18 protein-coding genes are annotated in these 18,396 nt (G+C 59.2%); 9 read left to right on the forward strand and 9 right to left on the reverse strand.

Annotated elements, in window-relative coordinates; all coding sequences use genetic code 11:
* Position 1: 1 nt before the first annotated feature.
* The 4 genes from hutU to hutI all read right to left on the reverse strand — a co-directional run bounded on the left by hutU (position 2) and on the right by hutI (position 4,824).
* Positions 2–1,687 carry a urocanate hydratase gene (gene hutU, locus ACMYSN_RS07325; protein ID WP_462497549.1) on the reverse strand — a complete coding sequence of 562 codons (1,686 nt, stop codon included), beginning with the start codon at positions 1,685–1,687 and terminating at the stop codon, positions 2–4.
* A gap of 142 nt (positions 1,688–1,829) precedes the next feature.
* Positions 1,830–2,555: a histidine utilization repressor gene (locus tag ACMYSN_RS07330; protein ID WP_462497550.1), complete on the reverse strand. Its 726-nt coding sequence runs from the start codon at positions 2,553–2,555 to the stop codon at positions 1,830–1,832.
* A 56-nt stretch (positions 2,556–2,611) separates the two neighbouring features.
* Positions 2,612–3,568: a formimidoylglutamase gene (hutG, locus tag ACMYSN_RS07335; protein ID WP_462497551.1), complete on the reverse strand. Its 957-nt coding sequence runs from the start codon at positions 3,566–3,568 to the stop codon at positions 2,612–2,614.
* On the reverse strand, positions 3,565–4,824 hold the full coding sequence (hutI, locus tag ACMYSN_RS07340) for an imidazolonepropionase (RefSeq protein WP_462497552.1): 1,260 nt from the start codon (positions 4,822–4,824) through the stop codon (positions 3,565–3,567). Before hutI ends, hutG begins: the two co-directional genes overlap by 4 nt.
* 344 nt (positions 4,825–5,168) lie before the next feature.
* On the opposite strand from hutI, the gene ACMYSN_RS07345 reads away from it, so the two are divergent.
* The 5 genes from ACMYSN_RS07345 to ACMYSN_RS07365 all read left to right on the forward strand — a co-directional run bounded on the left by ACMYSN_RS07345 (position 5,169) and on the right by ACMYSN_RS07365 (position 9,648).
* Entirely contained in the window at positions 5,169–6,452 is a 1,284-nt protein-coding gene (locus ACMYSN_RS07345) for a pectinesterase family protein (RefSeq protein ID WP_462497553.1), read from the forward strand.
* Between the two features lie 185 nt (positions 6,453–6,637).
* Positions 6,638–7,210: a peroxiredoxin gene (locus ACMYSN_RS07350; RefSeq protein ID WP_462497554.1), complete on the forward strand. Its 573-nt coding sequence runs from the start codon at positions 6,638–6,640 to the stop codon at positions 7,208–7,210.
* A gap of 15 nt (positions 7,211–7,225) precedes the next feature.
* Positions 7,226–8,458 carry a protein-disulfide reductase DsbD family protein gene (locus ACMYSN_RS07355; RefSeq protein ID WP_462497555.1) on the forward strand — a complete coding sequence of 411 codons (1,233 nt, stop codon included), beginning with the start codon at positions 7,226–7,228 and terminating at the stop codon, positions 8,456–8,458.
* A 16-nt stretch (positions 8,459–8,474) separates the two neighbouring features.
* The gene (locus tag ACMYSN_RS07360; RefSeq protein ID WP_462497556.1) at positions 8,475–9,032 is read left to right on the forward strand and encodes a sigma-70 family RNA polymerase sigma factor; all 558 of its coding nucleotides are present in this window, start codon (positions 8,475–8,477) and stop codon (positions 9,030–9,032) included.
* On the forward strand, positions 9,019–9,648 hold the full coding sequence (locus ACMYSN_RS07365) for an NrsF family protein (protein WP_462497557.1): 630 nt from the start codon (positions 9,019–9,021) through the stop codon (positions 9,646–9,648). Before ACMYSN_RS07360 ends, ACMYSN_RS07365 begins: the two co-directional genes overlap by 14 nt.
* A gap of 220 nt (positions 9,649–9,868) precedes the next feature.
* Here ACMYSN_RS07365 and pgl read toward each other — a convergent pair whose 3' ends face one another.
* Positions 9,869–10,864 (reverse strand): 6-phosphogluconolactonase, encoded by a 996-nt coding sequence (pgl, locus tag ACMYSN_RS07370; protein ID WP_462497558.1) that lies wholly within the window; start codon positions 10,862–10,864, stop codon positions 9,869–9,871.
* Between the two features lie 184 nt (positions 10,865–11,048).
* Between pgl and ACMYSN_RS07375 the strand changes: the two genes are divergently transcribed.
* Positions 11,049–11,867, forward strand: a complete 819-nt coding sequence (locus ACMYSN_RS07375) for an HAD family hydrolase (protein WP_462497559.1) — start codon at positions 11,049–11,051, stop codon at positions 11,865–11,867.
* Here ACMYSN_RS07375 and modC read toward each other — a convergent pair whose 3' ends face one another.
* The 4 genes from modC to ACMYSN_RS07395 all read right to left on the reverse strand — a co-directional run bounded on the left by modC (position 11,868) and on the right by ACMYSN_RS07395 (position 14,685).
* Positions 11,868–12,926, reverse strand: a complete 1,059-nt coding sequence (gene modC, locus ACMYSN_RS07380) for a molybdenum ABC transporter ATP-binding protein (RefSeq protein ID WP_462497560.1) — start codon at positions 12,924–12,926, stop codon at positions 11,868–11,870.
* A 2-nt stretch (positions 12,927–12,928) separates the two neighbouring features.
* The gene (gene modB / locus ACMYSN_RS07385) at positions 12,929–13,618 is read right to left on the reverse strand and encodes a molybdate ABC transporter permease subunit (RefSeq protein ID WP_123756021.1); all 690 of its coding nucleotides are present in this window, start codon (positions 13,616–13,618) and stop codon (positions 12,929–12,931) included.
* A complete protein-coding gene (gene modA / locus ACMYSN_RS07390; protein ID WP_174508417.1) occupies positions 13,618–14,391 on the reverse strand; it encodes a molybdate ABC transporter substrate-binding protein in 774 nt (257 codons plus the stop codon). The genes modB and modA overlap by 1 nt, the downstream gene beginning before the upstream one ends.
* 144 nt (positions 14,392–14,535) lie before the next feature.
* Positions 14,536–14,685, reverse strand: coding sequence for an AcrZ family multidrug efflux pump-associated protein (locus ACMYSN_RS07395; RefSeq protein WP_123756019.1), 150 nt, complete (start codon positions 14,683–14,685; stop codon positions 14,536–14,538).
* A gap of 153 nt (positions 14,686–14,838) precedes the next feature.
* On the opposite strand from ACMYSN_RS07395, the gene modE reads away from it, so the two are divergent.
* The 3 genes from modE to galE all read left to right on the forward strand — a co-directional run bounded on the left by modE (position 14,839) and on the right by galE (position 18,393).
* On the forward strand, positions 14,839–15,627 hold the full coding sequence (modE, locus tag ACMYSN_RS07400) for a molybdenum-dependent transcriptional regulator (protein ID WP_462497561.1): 789 nt from the start codon (positions 14,839–14,841) through the stop codon (positions 15,625–15,627).
* A gap of 67 nt (positions 15,628–15,694) precedes the next feature.
* On the forward strand, positions 15,695–17,170 hold the full coding sequence (modF, locus tag ACMYSN_RS07405; RefSeq protein ID WP_462497562.1) for a molybdate ABC transporter ATP-binding protein ModF: 1,476 nt from the start codon (positions 15,695–15,697) through the stop codon (positions 17,168–17,170).
* A gap of 206 nt (positions 17,171–17,376) precedes the next feature.
* Positions 17,377–18,393, forward strand: coding sequence for a UDP-glucose 4-epimerase (gene galE, locus ACMYSN_RS07410; RefSeq protein WP_462497563.1), 1,017 nt, complete (start codon positions 17,377–17,379; stop codon positions 18,391–18,393).
* The last annotated feature ends 3 nt before the right edge of the window (positions 18,394–18,396 follow it).

Below are 18,396 nucleotides of genomic sequence, written 5' to 3' on the forward strand. Positions count from 1 at the left end.
TTCAGCGTTGCCCCTGCGTTGCTGCCACCATAGGAAGATTCAGTCCTTGCTCTGCTGCGCACTCGATAGCGATGTCGTAACCGGCATCGGCATGGCGCATCACCCCGGTCGCCGGGTCGTTATGCAGCACGCGGGCGATGCGCGCGGCGGCGTCATCGGTACCGTCACAGACAATAACCATCCCGGAGTGCTGGGAGAAGCCCATGCCTACGCCGCCACCGTGGTGCAGTGACACCCAGGTCGCGCCGCTGGCGGTATTCAACAGCGCATTCAGCAGCGGCCAGTCGGACACCGCGTCCGATCCGTCACGCATCGATTCGGTTTCGCGGTTCGGGCTGGCTACCGAGCCGGAATCCAGGTGGTCTCGACCAATGACAATCGGCGCGGAGACTTCACCACTGCGCACCATTTCGTTAAAGGCCAGTCCCAGCTTCTGACGCCACTCCAGTCCCACCCAGCAAATACGCGCCGGCAGCCCCTGGAAACTGATGCGCTCACGCGCCATATCCAGCCAGTGGTGCAGATGCTGATCGTCGCTGATGATCTCTTTCACTTTGGCATCGGTTTTATAGATATCCTGCGGATCGCCGGAGAGCGCCACCCAACGGAACGGGCCGATGCCGCGGCAGAACAGCGGACGAATATAGGCCGGAACGAAACCTGGGAAATCGAAGGCGTTTGCCACGCCCATCTCCTGGGCCATCTGGCGAATGTTGTTACCGTAGTCGAAGGTCGGGACGCCCATTTCATGGAAGGCCAGCATCGCCTGAACATGGTCAGCCATCGCGCGCTTGGCCGCCTCAATGGTGCCCTGCGGATCGGAGACCGCTTTTTCCTGATACTCTTCCCAGCTCCAGCCTTTCGGCAGATAACCGTGCAGCGGGTCGTGGGCGCTGGTCTGGTCGGTGACCATATCCGGGCGCACGCCGCGTTTCACCATCTCCGGCACGATTTCGGCGGCGTTGCCGCACAGCGCGATAGAGATAGCCCGGCCTTCTGCGGTGTATTTCTTGATACGCGCCAGCGCATCATCCAGCGAGGTCGCCTGCTCGTCGACGTAGCGGGTACGCAGACGGAAATCGATGCGGCTCTGCTGGCATTCGATGTTCAGGGAGCAAGCGCCGGCGAGGGTCGCCGCCAGCGGCTGCGCGCCGCCCATGCCGCCCAGACCGGCGGTCAGTACCCAGCGCCCTTTGAGGCTGCCCTGATAATGTTGGCGGCCCGCTTCGACGAAGGTTTCATAGGTGCCCTGCACGATGCCCTGGCTGCCGATATAGATCCAGCTGCCGGCGGTCATCTGGCCGTACATCGCCAGACCTTTCGCGTCCAGCTCGTTGAAATGTTCCCAGGTCGCCCAGTGCGGTACCAGGTTGGAGTTGGCAATCAGCACGCGCGGTGAGTTTTCATGGGTTTTAAAAACGCCAACCGGCTTGCCGGACTGCACCAGCAGTGTCTCATCGTTCTCCAGGTTTTTCAGCACCTTCACGATAGCGTCATAGCATTCCCAGTTGCGCGCCGCGCGACCAATGCCGCCGTAGACCACCAGCTCATGCGGGTTCTCGGCAACATCGGGATCAAGGTTATTCATTAACATGCGCAGCGGGGCTTCGGTCAACCAGCTCCGGGCATTCAACGTTGTGCCTCGCGGTGCACGTACGTCTTGCTGGCGATATTTGCTTTGCGACATCGGGGATTCTCCTGACAATGAACGTTGTTGATGTAGATACATATACTTGTCTATACAAGCATGCGCAAGCCAGGATTTAACAGAAATGATACAATTTTGCTATATTGCGTCAGCAATCACGTTTTACTGACGCCGGGTATTATCAGGAGCCAAAATGACCCTGCAGCCGGTAACGACTGCCTGGGAACAGGAGACGGGCGTGGGAGACGATGTGGGTGGTAGACCAGGTGCGACGACGGATCAACAGGCAGGGATCGTGGGCATGGATATGCAGTAGCTCGCACTCTCGTGCGCTGGCCTGCACCGCTTCGACGATGTGCTCGCCTTCGGTTAGCGGCGCAATCAGCGACAGGTAATCATGCGGGGTGGTCAGGGTATAGTCCTGATGGAGATACGCAGGGACCACCGCCGCATTCACGCAGCGGTCCTCAATCTGCACCGGAATATCATTTTCGAAATGGACCATTAGCGAATGGAAAATCCGCGTCCCCTCGGCGACGTTCAGCGCCGCCGACTGAACCAGATCCGCCTCGGTCTCCTCCAGCAGCAGCACCTCGCAGCGGTGCTGATGGTGACGCGCGGCGATTTCGTCGGCGATGCTGCGGACTTCAAACAGTGCAGACTGCCCCTTCGGCTCCGCTACAAAAGTGCCCACCCCCTGCAACCGGACCAGTAAACCTTCATCCGTGAGCTCACGCAGCGCCCGATTGATGGTCATGCGGCTAAAGCCAAACTGCGCCACCAGCTCCGCCTCGGAGGGAATCCGGTCATGAGGGCACCAGACGCCACGCTGAATCTTTTCGCTGATCGCCTGCTTAACCTTTTCATAGAACGGGGCAGGCGCGGTTCGGGGTTGTGATGAAAACATAGCCTGGCTTTCCTTATTCGCAATGGGCGGCAAAACGATCACAATATACTGAATCGTCAGCGCCACCAATGGGCGATTTGCCATGCCAGCCTGGCCGCCGCGCGGGCGCCCTGGCTATCAATGTCAAACTGCGGATTAAATTCCACCAGATCCACCGCCTGTAGCTTGCCGCTGCGACACAGCGGTTCGACGATCCGCAGCAGCGTCGCCAGCGGCACGCCCAGCGCGGCAGGCGCCGACACCGCCGGCATCTCGCGCGCCGGGAGCACGTCCAGGTCGATGGTCAGATAGAGCCTGTCGTAGTGCGCAATATTGCGCGCGATTTCCGGCATCACGCGTGATTCAAAGGCCTCCAGCACCTCGAGGTCTTCAATCACCTGCACCTGACGGCGCGCGGCTTCATCCCACAGCGCCTGGGTATTCGCCGCCCGGCTGACGCCAATGCAGGTATAGTGAAAACCACGCTGCTGCGCCTCGCAGGTCAGCGCCAGCTGGCGGAACGGCGTTCCCGAACTGGCCTGCTCGCTCACGCGTAAATCCAGGTGCGCATCGAGGTTGATAATCCCGACTTTTTCGCCCGGAAAAGCATCCAGCACCCCGGCCCCGTGAGCGAAGGCGGTTTCATGCCCGCCCCCCAGCACCAGCGTGCGCTTGCCGGCTTGCTGGCAGGCCGTTACCGCTTCGCGCAAGGCCTGCTGGGCCGCCTCCAGCGCGTCGCCCGCGACGCTGATGGTGCCCATATCCACGCAGCGCTCGTGACCGCGATGGCTGGCCATATTCGCCAGCGCCCGCCGTAAAGCCTCCGGCCCTTTTTCCGCGCCGGTCCGCCCGCGGTTGCGTCGCACCCCAGCATCGCAGGCGAATCCCAACAGGGCGATATCCCCTGCCAGCGCGGCGGGTGTAAAGGCTTCGGCGCGCACGATGGTCTGAAACAGCCGCAGCGCATTAGCGGCTTCCGCGCTGTCGTCCCGCCCTTGCCAGATATCCGCGGCAGTAGGTTGCCATAACGTCATTGTATTTCTCCTCGTACGACGCGATGCCACAGCGGGCTGCGTCCGGGTTCATACACCATCTCCACCGGATGTTCGGCGTCCCAGATGGCAAAGTTGGCGACAAACCCCTCCGCCAGCTGGCCGTGGCTGTGGTGACGCCCCAGCGCCTGCGCAGCGTGCCGGGTGACTCCCGCCCACGCCTCTTCCGGCGTCAGGCCAAACTTCACGCAGGCCATATTCATCGCCAGATGCAGGCTGGCGAACGGGCTGGTGCCCGGATTGTAGTCGGTCGCCACCGCCATCGGTACCCGATACTGCCGCAGCAGCTCGACCGGCGGTTTGCGGGTTTCATTGAGGAAATAGAACGCGCCGGGCAGCAGTACCGCCACCGTCGCGCTGCGGCTCATCGCCGCGACGCCCTCTTCCGTCAGATACTCGATATGGTCGGCAGAGAGGCCACGATAGCGGCTCACCAGCTGCGCTCCGCCAAGGGAGGAGAGCTGCTCCACGTGCCCGCGAACCGGAATGCCGCGCGCCTGGGCGGCCTGGAAGACGCGTTCGGTTTGCTGCGGACTGAAGCCAACGTTTTCACAGAACACGTCCACGCTTTCAAACAGCCCCTCTTCCCACAGCGTCGGCAGCAGGGTTTCACACACCAGCGTAATGTAGTCGTCCGGGCGATCTTTATATTCCGGCGGCGTGGCGTGAGCGGACAGCAGCGTCGGCGACAGCTCCAGCCCATTGTTTTCGCCGAGTCGGCGCGCGACCCGCAGCATTTTGCGTTCGTTTTCCAGATCCAGCCCGTAGCCGGACTTAATCTCCAGCGTGGTAACCCCTTCGCGCAGCAGGCGGTCCAGCCGCTGCTGGGCCAGCGCCAGCAGCTGTTCTTCGCTGCTTTCTCGGGTGGCGCGCACCGTGGAGTTAATGCCGCCGCCGTTGGCGCTGATCGTCTGGTAGGAGACGCCGTTCAGCCGCTGCTCCCACTCCTGTGCCCGGCTGCCGCCGAACACCAGATGGGTATGGCAGTCAATCAGCCCCGGCGTCAGCAATCTGCCGCCCAGATCGATGCTCCGCCCTGCCGGGGCGTCATGTTCAGGCACAATGGCTTCAATCCGGCCATCGCGCACCAGCAGCACGTGGTGGTCCCGCAAGCCGTAAGCTTGCGAGTCGTGAGGATTCAGGGTGGCGAGGCGAGCATTTCGCCAGATAACGCGTTCGGAAGTGGCTTCAGTCATACCGGTCAACTTGTCATGGGTTGTATAGACATTTATTTTCATTCCGCAGGGAATGTCAATCAACGCTGGGGTAATTGTTATTTTTTTGTGACCAAACACGAGGGAAGCCCGGAGAATCTCAACGATTTACGCTAACTTTTTCACGCTGCGTCTTCCCGTTTTGCTTAACTTAGTATAAAAAGCAGGTTTTAAAGGCGGTTATACCCGTCATTTATGGCTTGCCGACTGACGCGCCTGAATGATTTTTGTATAATAGCGCCCCCATAATTCGGGTTGCTTCGAGGCGAAACATCAACACGCGCCAACAGCGAGGCAGCCTGGAGTGATAACAGGTCTAAGAGTCTAATGAGATAGGCTCTTAATCATTGATTCTTGCCCGGAGCAAAATGAACACATTCTCAGTATCTCGCCTGACGCTGGCACTGGCCTTCGGCGTGACGTTGTCCGCCTGTAGTTCTACCCCTGCCGACCAACAGCCTTCGACGCAGGCTGCGCCGGGTACCGTCTCTCGCCCGGTATTAACCGCCGATGAAGCGAAGAACTTCACCCAGGCCAGCTATTTCCAGTCTCTGGATCCGAATGCCGCGGCGTGGGCCCCATCGGCTATCAGCACACCGGCACAGCCTGACTTCGTGGTCGGCCCGGCTGGCGGCCAGGGCGTAACCCATACCACTATCCAGGCCGCGGTAGATGCCGCTATCGCACGCCACTCCGATCGTCGTCAGTATATTGCGATCCTGCCAGGTGATTACGCAGGCACCGTGTATGTTCCGGCCGCCCCTGGCGCGCTGACCCTGTACGGTACCGGCGAAAAACCGATGGACGTGAAAATCAGCCAGGCCATTGATTCCGAGATGGACCTGAACACCTGGCGCCATCTGGTCAACCCGGCCGGTAAATATATGCCAGGCAAACCGGCGTGGTATATGTTTGACAGCTGCCAGAGCAAACGCGCGGCCACCGTCGGCGTGATGTGCTCGGCGGTATTCTGGTCGCAAAACAACGGCCTGCAGTTGCAGAATCTGACCATCGCCAACAACCTGGGCGACAGCGTCGATGCCGGTACTCACCAGGCGGTTGCCCTGCGCAGCGACGGTGACCAGGTGCAGATTAACAAGGTCAACATCCTCGGTCGTCAGAACACCTTCTTCGTCACCAACAGCGGCGTGCAGAACCGTCTGCAGAACGATCGTCAGACCCGCACGCTGGTGAGCAATAGCTACATTGAAGGCGATGTCGATATCGTCGCCGGCCGTGGTGCCGTGGTGTTTGATAACACCGAGTTCCGCGTCGTCAATTCCCGCACGCAGAAAGAAGCCTACGTCTTTGCGCCGGCAACCCTGAAGAGCGTGACCTATGGCTTCCTCGCCGTAAACAGCCGCTTTACCGCTTCCGGTGACGGCGTGGCGCAGCTGGGCCGCTCTCTGGACGTCGACGGTAACACCAATGGTCAGGTTGTTATCCGCGACAGCGCGATCAACGAAGGCTTCAACGTCGCCAGACCGTGGGCCGATGCAACGGTATCGAACCGTGCATTTAGCGGCAACACCGGTGCGGCAGACGAGAAAGGCGCTGTGCAGCGCAATCTCAACGACAACAACTTCAACCGCATGTGGGAATACAACAACCGCGGCGTGGGTAGCGTGATCGTTGCCGAGCCGAAGCAGTAAGCGTTAACGGGGGGAGCTTATCCCCCCTTTTTGCCCTCCCCACTCTTCCCCTGTCTACATCGCACCGCCTGGCGGTTGCTCCGCGCAAAATTTTTTTTACATCCCGCGAAACTTTCGGTGCTGCTGTGGCGAACTGACTATCAGAGTCACCTGACCATAACGCCCTGACATCGCTGGAGCTGATAATGAAAATGTCCAAAAACCTTGCCCGAACCCTGACCCTGACCGCCGCGCTGGGCCTCTCCGCCACCGCGTTTAACGCAAGCGCGGCGCTGCCCGTCGGCGCCAAAGCCCCGGTCTTTGAACTGCAAGGGGCGCTGGCCGGCAAGCCGATGACCTTCTCCCTGCAGCAGGCCCTGCAAAAAGGCCCGGTGGTGCTCTATTTCTTCCCGGCGGCATTTACTGCAGGCTGCACCATTGAGGCCCACGATTTTGCCGAAGCCACCGATAAATTCAAAAAGATGGGTGCTACCGTCATCGGTGTCACCGCCGGGAATACTGACCAGGTGAGCGATTTCTCTAAACTGGAGTGCCGTGATAAGTTCGCCGTCGCCGCCGATCCGGGCGCCAAAGTGGCGGCGCAGTATCAGACGCTGATGGAGATGAAGGGCAAGACAGTCTCCGACCGGACATCGTTCGTCATTGCACCAGATAGCACGATTCTGCTCAGCTTTACCGACAGAAACCCGGACAGCCATATCGAGAAAACCCTGGCGGCGGTCAAACAGTACGACACCGCGCATCCGCAAACTCACTAAGCCCAGAGGCCAGCCATGCTCACCGCCATGCTGGCCGCCTTTATTGGCGGCATCATACTCAACTTTATGCCCTGCGTTTTTCCGGTGATCTCCCTGAAAGCGCTCGGTCTTCTGCGTCATTCGGACAATGCCGCCAGCGCGCGGCATGAAGGGCTGGCGTTTTTACTCGGCGTGATCGTCACCATGATGCTGCTGGCCGGTATTCTGCTGGCCGCCCGCGCGGGTGGTGCGGCCGTCGGCTGGGGGTTCCAGCTGCAGTCGCCGTTGGTGATTGCCCTGCTGTCGCTGGTGATCCTCAGCGCGGCGCTCAACCTGCTGGGAGTGTTCGAGGTTGGACTGTCGGCGCAGCGGGTCGGCGCGCTGGATATCGGTCGCGGCGCGTTTTTCCGCTCGGCGATGACCGGCGCGCTGGCTATCGTGGTAGCAACCCCCTGCGCTGCGCCGTTTATGGCCAGCGCGATTGGCTATGCGCTGGTGCAGCCTCCGGCCACGGCGCTGGTGGTTTTCTTCGCCCTTGCGCTGGGGTTTTCCGCACCCTTCACCCTGGTCTCGCTGTTTCCGGCGCTGGCGTCGCGGCTGCCGCGGCCGGGGGCGTGGATGGATACCCTCAAACGCGCGCTGGCGTTTCCGATGTTTGGCGCCTACGCCTGGCTGGTCTGGGTCCTTGCGCAGCAGGCCGGTAGCGGTGCGCTGGCGACATTGCTGGCGGTGTCCGTGGTGCTGAGCTTCGGCGCCTGGCTGTACGGCATCGCCCAGCGGCGGCACTTCCAGGGCAAAGGGCATAGAGCGCTGTTTGCCGTGACCGCGCTGCTTGCTATCGCCGTGGTTGCCCCGCTGGCGGGCCTGATGCATCCCGGTGCGGTTTCGCCCGCGGCCGTCGCTGACGCTGACGTTGCGGCACAAAAATGGACGCCGCAGGCCGTGGCAACACAGCGCGGGCATGGTAAGGCTATCTTTGTGAACTTCACCGCCTCCTGGTGCATCACCTGTCAGGTGAATGAAAAAACCTCGCTCTCGACCCAGGCGGTCAAAGCGGCGCTGGCACAAACCGGGACGCTGTATATGGTGGCAGATTCGACTAAATTTAATCCGGATGTTGATGACGCGCTGAACCAGTTTGGTCAGGGTGGCCTGCCGCTGTACGTGGTCTATCCTGCCGACGGCGGACCGCCGAAGGTGCTGCCGCAGGTCCTGACGCCGGGCATTGTCGTCAACGCGTTACAGCAGGCCACCGGCAAAAAAGCCTAAACGCACAGGGCGGATTATGGAAACAAACGATAGCGCGCGCGACAGCTGGCCCGCGCTAATGGAGCAGGCCCAGGCGGGCGACCGGCTCGCCTATACCCGACTGTTAAAAGCGCTGGTGCCGGTGATTCGCTCGCAGGTTCGCAAGCGCATCGCCGATAAAGCGTTGGTCGAGGATGTCATTCAGGATGTGCTGTTGACGGTACATCGGGTGCGCCATACCTACGATCCGGCGTTTCCGTTTTTACCGTGGTTGATGGCGATTATTTCGGCTCGGGCCGTGGATGCCCTGCGCCGCCGGGGTCGCTACCAGCAATGGGAGATCTCCGAAGAGAGTCTGCCGGAGCCATCGGCCGCCCCGGATGGCCAGCGGCGAGAGCGTCGGGAAGAGCTGGCCGGCTATTTACGCCAGCTTCCTTCGCGTCAGAGAGCCATCGTGGAGCATGTCCATCTGCGCGAAATGAGCCTGACGGAGGCCGCTGCGCATAACAATCTGAGTGTCGCCGCGGTGAAGTCGCTGCTGCACCGGGCGCTGAAAAATCTGCGCCGTTTTGGAGCTCATCATGACCGATCATGACCTGTTAATTGAAAAACTGGGTCGCGAGATGCGGCCGGTTAAACGACTGCGTTCGACCGGATGGCGCTTGCTGCGCTGGCTGGCGGCGGCGCTGCCGTGCGCGGTTGCCGCCAGTTTTCTGGTGCAGCGTAGCCCGACCGACTGGTCGCATCCCGGTTCCCTGATGGCGCTATTTCAGCTGCTGTTGGCTTTTCTGCTCGGTACGCTGGCCATCCGCAGCGCCTTTACCCTCAGCATCGCCGGTCGCCGCGCGCTAAGCTGGAAAGCGCTGATGCCGATTGGGCTGCTGTGGCTGGGGTTGAGTCTTAGCAGCATCCCGCATCCGTCACAGCCGGTGGCGGAGAGCGACAGCGTCACCTGTTTTACCTTTTTGCTGGTGGTCAGCGTGCCGATGATGGTGCTGATGATTGCCAGCCTGCGCCGTAGCCGCTCGCTGCATCCGGTACGTAGCCTGGCGACCGCTGGGCTGGGGATCGCCTGCATGGCGGTCAGCCTGCTGGCGTTTTGTCACCCGGTGCATCTGCACGCGATGGATTTTGTGATGCACCTGGCAGCGATAGTGACGATAGTGGCGCTGACGGTGCTCGTGGGAAAACGCTGGGTCTCACTGACATAGCGCAATGGGTATGGGGATGTTTTTGATGGAATATTCGGTGGGCGTTTGCGTTCACGAGAGATCCGGCATCTCTTCCCAACGCTGTTGTGGGTGAACGGGCAGGACTCGACGGCCGTCGAGTCCTGGATGTACACCTGCGTTCTCGCCAGTTTTCTTTATGTGCCCAACCCCTCGCTGCAGACCGTGGTCAACAGAACGTATCGCAGCGGTGTTGGACCAGTTAATACGCGTTAACCACTACCCACATTGGGCCCTGACCGACGGCGTAACGCCCTTTCTCTGTCAGCAGCCCCTGCTCACCGGCGATCTCATAGACCGCGATATGGTGTGATTTCTGCCCCGCGGCGATCAGATATTTACCGCTGTGATCAAGGTTGAAACCGCGCGGTTGCGCTTCGGTTGGCTGGTAGCCCTCAATGGACAATACGCTGCCATCTTCGGACACGCTGAAGACGGTAATAATGCTGGCGGTACGGTCACAGGCATACAGATGACGGCCATCCGGGGTCAGATGAATGTCCGCCGCCCAGCGCACGTCGCTAAAGCCAGCAGGCATCATATCCAGCGTCTGGACGCACTCAATCTTGCCGTACGGATCTTTCAGCTCCCACACATCGACGGAGCTGTTCAGCTCATTCACGCAGTAGCCGTACTGTTGATTCGGGTGGAACACCATATGGCGCGGGCCGGCCCCTTCAACGGTAGTCACTTCCGCCGGATCCTGCGCGGCCAGGAATCCATCATCGCTGAGGGTAAACAGGCAGATACGATCCTGTTTCAACGCCGGAACCCACAGGGTGCGGTTATCCGGAGAAATATTGGCAGAGTGGCACCCTTCCAGACCTTCCACCACTGCGACCGTCTCACCCGGCAGGCCGTCAATCAGCGGCGTCACGCTCACGCAGCCGGCGTTGTAGGAGGCGCTGAAGATAAAACGCCCCTGATGATCGGTCGAAATATGCGTCGGACTGCCCGGCAGAGCCGCTTCACCTGCGAAAGTCAGCGCACCGTTATCAGGCGCAATGCGGTAAGCCAGAACGCGAAACTCCGGACGCACGCCAACATAGAGATACTCTTTATTCGGGCTTACCACCATCGGCTGAACCTGGCCTGGGGCATCCACCACCTGCACAAGCTTCAGGTTACCCTCGTGATCCAGACTCCAGACATGAATCTGCTGGCTTTCCGGGCTGGCGGTATAAACGGTTTGTTTCATGACTGCTCCTTTCCTCACTGCACATGGAAAACGTATACATTTTGTTCATCAGCGCATTTATCTGTCTGCTGAATTGATGCAATGTATAACTCATTTAACGGTCGATGCTGAAAAATTTGCCCCTGAAGCAGAGCGGTGTACCATCATGGCCTGCTTACTTCTCACCATTAACCGGAAACCACACATGACTTCACGCGTGATTGCACTGGATTTAGACGGCACCCTACTCACCTCTCACAAAACTATCCTGCCCGCCTCACTGGAAGCGCTGGCGCGCGCCAGAGCCGCGGGGTACCAGGTGATCGTCGTCACAGGTCGACATCACGTTGCGATTCATCCTTTTTATCAGGCACTGGCTCTGGATACACCTGCAATTTGTTGTAATGGCACTTATTTGTATGATTATCATGCAAAAAAGGTTTTGCAGTCCGATCCGATGCCGGTAGATAAAGCCCTGAGCCTGACCGAGATGCTGGCGACTCACGATATTCATGGCCTGATGTACGTTGACGACGCCATGCTGTATGAACGCCCGACCGGACACGTGATCCGCACCACCAACTGGGCGCAGTCTCTGCCCGTCGAGCAGCGCCCGGTCTTCACTCAAGTCGATTCCCTGGCCCAGGCCGCGCGCGACGTACAGGCCGTGTGGAAGTTTGCCCTGACCGACGAAGATATTGCGAAACTGCAGCAGTTCGCGCTGGAGGTCGGTAACACCCTGGGGCTGGAGTGCGAATGGTCGTGGCACGATCAGGTGGATATCGCCCGCGCCGGCAACAGCAAAGGCAAGCGTCTGGCGCAATGGGTCGCTGCCCAGGGGCTGTCGATGCAGGACGTCGTGGCCTTTGGCGACAACTATAATGACCTGAGCATGCTGGAAGCCGTCGGCACCGGGGTGGCGATGGGCAATGCGGTCGAAGAGGTCAAAACGCGCGCCAATGTGGTCATTGGCGACAACGAAAGCAGCAGCATTGCCGACTACATCAACCGCCACCTGCTGTAATCAGGCGGCAATCGACACGCTTTTAATTTGCGCATACAGCGATTGACCTGGCGTCACGCCCAGGTCATCCCTGGCCCACGGGCTGATGCGAGCCCACAGCGTGCGGCCGCTGACATCGAGCTGCACTTCAATCTGCCCGTGGGCATCGATGCACTGCACCACCCGCGCCAGCAGAATGTTGCGTATGCTGGTCAGCTGCGGCTGTGTCAGCACCAGCGACACATCTGACGCCTGAATACGGATGCGCGTCGCTTCTCCGAGAGGCCGGTCAAGGTAGTTCACCCATATCTGCTGCTCGCCGAGGGCCAGCGCGGTCATCGCATAGTGCGGATGCTGGGCGACCACCGCCACGTTGAGGATCGTGCTCTGCTGATCCGTCGGCAGCCAGGGGTGCATCACGCTGCTGCTCCACACCGTTTCCAGATCGCCAAACGCTTTTACGCTCCCCGCTTCCAGCACCAGCACGTTATCCGCCAGATGTTGAATCTCATCCAGCGAGTGGCTGACGTACAGCATCGGGATATGAATTTCACGGGCCAGCCGCTGGAGATACGGCAGCAGCTCGCGTTTACGTGGAATATCCAGCGACGCCAGCGGCTCATCCAACAGCAGCAGTTCCGGGGCGGTCAGTAACGCCCGGCCAATGGCCACCCGCTGCTTTTCTCCACCGGAAAGGCTGCCCGGCAGGCGATCCAGCAGCGCTTCTATACCGAGCAGCGCCACCAGTTTATCAAACTGACCGGCCATGCTTTTCGCCATGCCGTACTTCAGATTGCCGCGCACCTTGTAGTGAGGAAACAGCCGCGCATCCTGGAAGACATAGCCGATGCGCCTTTTTTCCGGCGCCAGACAGATCCGTTTTTCGGCATCATTCAGCACCCTGCCGTTCAGTACGATCCGTCCTTTCTGTGGCCGGGTCAGGCCGCTGATGGCGTTTATCAGCGAGGTTTTCCCCGCACCGGAAACACCAAAAATAGCGGTGATCCCGCTGGCGGGCAGCGTTTCATTGATGCTCAGGCAGTGGGTCCCCAGCGTCTGGGTAAAGTTAAGTTCCAGCATGGTTATTTCCCCGTCCGCGCCCGGCTGAGACGCGCCAGCCATTCAGAGACTAACAGCGAGATCAGCGCCAGGACGATGGAGATCAGACACAGGCGCGCCGCGGCACCTTCGCCGCCCGGCGTTTGAATTAAAGTGTACATCGCGGAAGGGATGGTTCGCGTCTCGCCGGGAATGTTGGAGACAAAAGTGATGGTGGCGCCAAACTCCCCCAGCGAACGGGCAAAGGCCAGCACCGTGCCAACAATAATGCCCGGCAGCGTCAGCGGTAGCGTAATGGTGAAAAAGACCCGCCAGCGTCCGGCGCCGAGGGTACGCGCCGCCTGTTCCAGCTTAACGTCCACGCCTTCCAGCGCCAGACGAATGGCCCGCACCATCAGCGGAAACGACATCACCGCCGCTGCCAGCACTGCCCCTCGCCAGCTAAAGGCAAAGGTCAGGCCGAACCAGTCATACAGCCAGCTGCCGATAAAACCACGTCGTCCCATGGCAATCAACAGCAGGTAGCCCACCACCACCGGCGGTAGCACCAGCGGCAGGTGGATAATGCTGTCGAGCAGCGCTTTTCCGGGGAAATTACGCCGCACCAGCAGCCAGGAGATAAAGATGCCAAAAGGCAGGCTTAACACCACCGCCAGGGATGAGACTTTCAGGCTCAGCAGTACCGCCTGCCATTCGGGATCGCTTAAGAACATTAGCGGGTGGTGAAGCCGTATTGTTTAAAGATAGCAGCCGCTTGCGGCCCTTTCAGATAGTCGTAAAAGCCGGTGACGGTTGCGTTTTTATGCCCGTCAACGATCGCCAGCGGATATTCAACTTTCTTGTGGGAATCTTCCGGGAACGTCCCGACCACTTTCACCCCTTTGCTCGCGACCGCATCGGAACCGTACACAATCCCCAGCGGGGCTTCGTTACGTTCCACCAGCGCCAGCGCGCCGCGTACGTCTTCAGCCGGCGCCAGTTTCGGGGACAGCGTCTCCCAGGCACCCAGTTTCTGCAGCGCCTCTTTGGCGTAGATACCTGCCGGGACGTGCTCCGGATCGCCGACCGCCAGACGACCGCCTTTCAGCAGGCTGGTCCAGTCGGTGCTGCTGTTGATGGTGATATCACCCTGCGCGCTGGCTTTTGGTGCGACCACCACCAGGCTGTTGCCCAGCAGCGTTTCGCGGGTGGCGGTATCTATCGCTTTTTTCTCAACCGCGTAATCCATCCATTTCTGGTCCGCAGAAATAAACAGGTCCGCAGGCGCGCCCGCTTCGATTTGTCGTGCCAGCGTCGAGGAAGAGGCAAACGAGGAAACGACCTCAACGTTTTTCTCTTTCTTATAGGCTTTCGCAATGTCCTGCATCGCATTGGTTAACGACGCGGCAGCAAACACCGTGATTTTTCCTTCATCCGCCAGCGCGTGACCCGCTACAGAGAGCGTTAATGTCGCTCCAGCAAAAAGACGTAACCATTGACCTGCCATCTGCAATTCCTCTGAGTTCGTTATGTAGAAAGTAATATAACGATAAGATCAGGGTTTTCCCAGCGGCAATTGGCGGTAAAAACAGGAGGAGGATCAAAGGAGAGGAAGAAAAGAAAAACGCCCGGAGAACCGGGCGTTGGGAAATCAGTGATTTTGCTGGCCGCGATCTTTGTGACCGACGCCGGAGAAGATGTTGAACACTTCGCCCAGGCCGTAAATCAGGCCCAGAATGATGGCCATCACCACCGGGACCATCACAACGGCAAATACCAGACTTTTCAATAGCTCTAACATGGTTGGCTCCAGAAAGTACGAATGTCTAATTGTAACCGTTTCAGCGGGAAAAACACGACCCATTTGTGCGGTGGCAGGCCGGTAACGGTGACAGATGTATCTTGCAAGATGACCGCTATCGGTCACAATACTCTTTTTTGCCAGGATACTATTATGCAGGCCGAAATTCTTCTGACCCTCAAATTACAGCAACGCCTGTTCGCCGATCCCCGCCGTATCGCCCTGTTAAAACAAATCGATATCACCGGATCTATCAGCCAGGGGGCCAAAAATGCCGGCATCAGCTATAAAAGCGCCTGGGATGCCATCAATGAGATGAATCAGCTCAGCGAACAGAGCCTGGTCGACAGAGCCACCGGCGGCAAAGGCGGCGGCGGCGCGGTGCTGACGCGCTACGGCCAACGGCTGATTCAACTGTATGACCTGCTGGCGCAGATTCAGCAGAAAGCCTTCGACGTGCTGAGCGACGATGACGCCCTGCCCCTCGACAGCCTGCTGGCCGCTATTTCACGCTTCTCGTTGCAGACCAGCGCCCGTAATCAGTGGTTCGGCACCATTACCGGCCGCGACCACCAGCAGGTGCAGCAGCACGTCGAGGTACTGCTTGCCGACCGCCAGACCCGCCTGAAAGTCGCCATCACCGCCCAAAGCGCTGAACGTCTCGGGCTGGACGAGGGTCAGGAGGTGCTGGTGCTGCTGAAAGCCCCGTGGGTGGGCATCACCCGGGATCCGGCGCTCGCCGGTGCGGCCGACAACCAGCTCGCCGGGCGCATTGGCCACATCGAGTATGGCCCGGAACAGTGCGAAGTGCTGATGACGCTGCCTGACGGCCAGAGTTTGTGCGCAACCTTACCGCGAGATCAAACCGAAGAGCTGGAAGAAGGTGCTGAAGCGATAGCATATTTCAATGCCGATCGTATCATTCTCGCCACGTTATGCTGACGGCATTGACATCAGACCCGTGACGTCGTATCCCTGTGGCAATTCGCTGCAAAAAATGGGATACACAATGTCATCATTGCAAATTTCGCAAGGCATATTTCGCCTGAGCGATACTAAAACGCTCGCTATCGAACACCTCAGCGTCAAGGCTGGTGAAAGCTGGGCTTTCGTCGGCAGCAACGGCAGCGGGAAATCCGCGCTGGCCCGGGCGCTCTCCGGCGAGCTCACCCTGCTCTCCGGCCAGCGTGAAAGCCACTTTTCCCGCATCACCCGCCTGTCGTTTGAGCAGCTGCAGAAACTGGTCAGTGACGAATGGCAGCGCAACAATACCGATTTGCTCAGCCCTGGCGAAGAAGACACCGGCCGCACGACCCAGGAGATCATCCAGGAAGAGGTTAAAGATGCCGGACGTTGCGCGCACCTTGCCGGGCTGTTTGGCATCTCCGGCCTGCTCCAGCGCCGCTTTAAATACCTTTCCACCGGGGAAACGCGTAAAACGCTGCTGTGTCAGGCCCTGATGGTGCAGCCCGATCTGCTGATCCTCGATGAACCCTTTGATGGTCTGGACGTCGCCTCCCGCCAGCAACTGGCCGGGCTGCTGGAGACGCTGAATGGCGAAGGAATCACCCTGGTGCTGGTGCTCAATCGCTTCGATGAAATTCCGTCGTTTATCCAGTTTGCCGGCGTGCTGGCAGACTGCACCCTGACCGAAACCGGCGAAAAGCAGCGCCTGCTGCAACAGGCGTTGATTGCCCAGCTGGCACACAGTGAAAAACTGGATGGCATGACCCTGCCTGAACCTGATGCCCCGGCCGCCCGTCACGCCCTGGATGCCAACGCGCCGCTTATCGTGCTGAAAGATGGCGTGGTGTCGTATAACGATCGCCCGATCATCGACCATTTGAGCTGGACGGTTAACCCCGGCGAACACTGGCAGATCGTTGGCCCTAACGGCGCTGGCAAATCGACCCTGCTGAGCCTGGTCACCGGCGATCACCCGCAGGGCTACAGTAACGATCTCTCCCTGTTTGGTCGCCGCCGCGGCAGCGGTGAAACCATCTGGGATATTAAAAAGCATATCGGCTATGTCAGCAGCAGCCTGCATCTTGAGTACCGCGTCAGTACCACGGTGCGTAATGTAATTCTGTCTGGCTATTTTGACTCTATCGGCATTTACCAGGCGGTTTCAGATAAGCAGCACAAGCTGGTGCAGAACTGGCTGGATATTCTGGGTATCGATAAGCGCACCGCCGATGCACCGTTCCATAGCCTCTCCTGGGGGCAGCAGCGGCTGGCGCTGATCGTCCGGGCGCTGGTGAAACACCCGACGGTGCTGATTCTTGACGAGCCGCTGCAGGGGCTGGATCCGCTCAACCGCCAGCTGGTGCGTCGTTTTGTTGATGTGCTGATTAGCGAAGGCACCACCCAGCTGCTGTTTGTCTCCCACCACGCCGAAGATGCGCCGGACTGCATTACCCATCGTCTGGCGTTTGTTAGTAGTGGAGACGGTTACACTTACCAGGTCGGTCCACTCACGGATTAAGGCAATACCGGGGTCCACCGGCCCCGGTTAATTTTCAGAAAAACATCTAAAAATCCTCTCATCACTCTGTTTTTAAACAACAAAAAATCAAATATTAGTATTGTGTATTTTAGTGTAAACGATTCCACCAATTTGGCCTGTGTCACACTTTTGACTTCTTTGGTATGCTATCTTCATCTCACACGATAAGCCTATTGGAGCGAATCATGAAAGTACTGGTTACAGGTGGTAGCGGTTACATTGGAAGTCATACCTGCGTTCAGCTGCTACTGCAGGGACACGATGTGGTTATTCTCGATAATCTCTGCAACAGCAAGCGCAGCGTCCTGCCGGTCATTGAACGTCTTGGCGGGAAAACGGCCACCTTTGTCGAAGGCGATATTCGTAATGAAGCGCTGATGACGGAAATTCTGCACGATCACGCGATTGAAGCAGTGATCCACTTCGCGGGGCTGAAAGCCGTCGGCGAATCCGTCGCGAAGCCGCTGGAATACTACGACAATAATGTCACCGGTACACTCAAATTAGTTTCCGCCATGCGCGCCGCTGGCGTGAAGAACTTTATTTTCAGCTCCTCTGCCACCGTCTACGGCGACCAGCCAAAGATCCCGTATGTCGAAAGCTTCCCGACCGGTACACCGCAAAGCCCGTACGGCAAAAGCAAACTGATGGTCGAGCAAATCCTGACCGACCTGCAAAAAGCCCAGCCGGAGTGGAGCATTGCGCTGCTGCGTTATTTCAACCCGGTCGGTGCGCATCCGTCAGGCGACATGGGCGAAGATCCGCAGGGTATCCCGAACAACCTGATGCCGTACATCGCCCAGGTGGCGGTCGGTCGTCGCGACTCGCTGGCGGTCTTCGGTAATGATTATCCGACGCCAGATGGTACCGGCGTGCGTGACTATATCCACGTCATGGATCTGGCCGACGGCCACGTTGCCGCTATGGAAAAACTGGCGGACCGTGCAGGCGTACACATTTATAACCTCGGCGCAGGCGTCGGCAGCAGCGTCCTGGACGTGATCAATGCCTTCAGCAAAGCCTGCGGCAAATCTGTTAATTACCACTTCGCGCCGCGCCGCGATGGCGACCTCCCGGCCTACTGGGCGGATGCCGAAAAGGCCGACCGCGAGCTTAACTGGCGCGTTACGCGCAACCTTGACGAGATGGCGCAGGACACCTGGCACTGGCAGTCCCGTCATCCTCAGGGTTACCCAGACTAAGGA

Origin of the sequence: Klebsiella sp. R445 (assembly GCF_051131755.1) — a bacterium.
GTDB lineage: Bacteria > Pseudomonadota > Gammaproteobacteria > Enterobacterales > Enterobacteriaceae > Klebsiella > Klebsiella lignicola.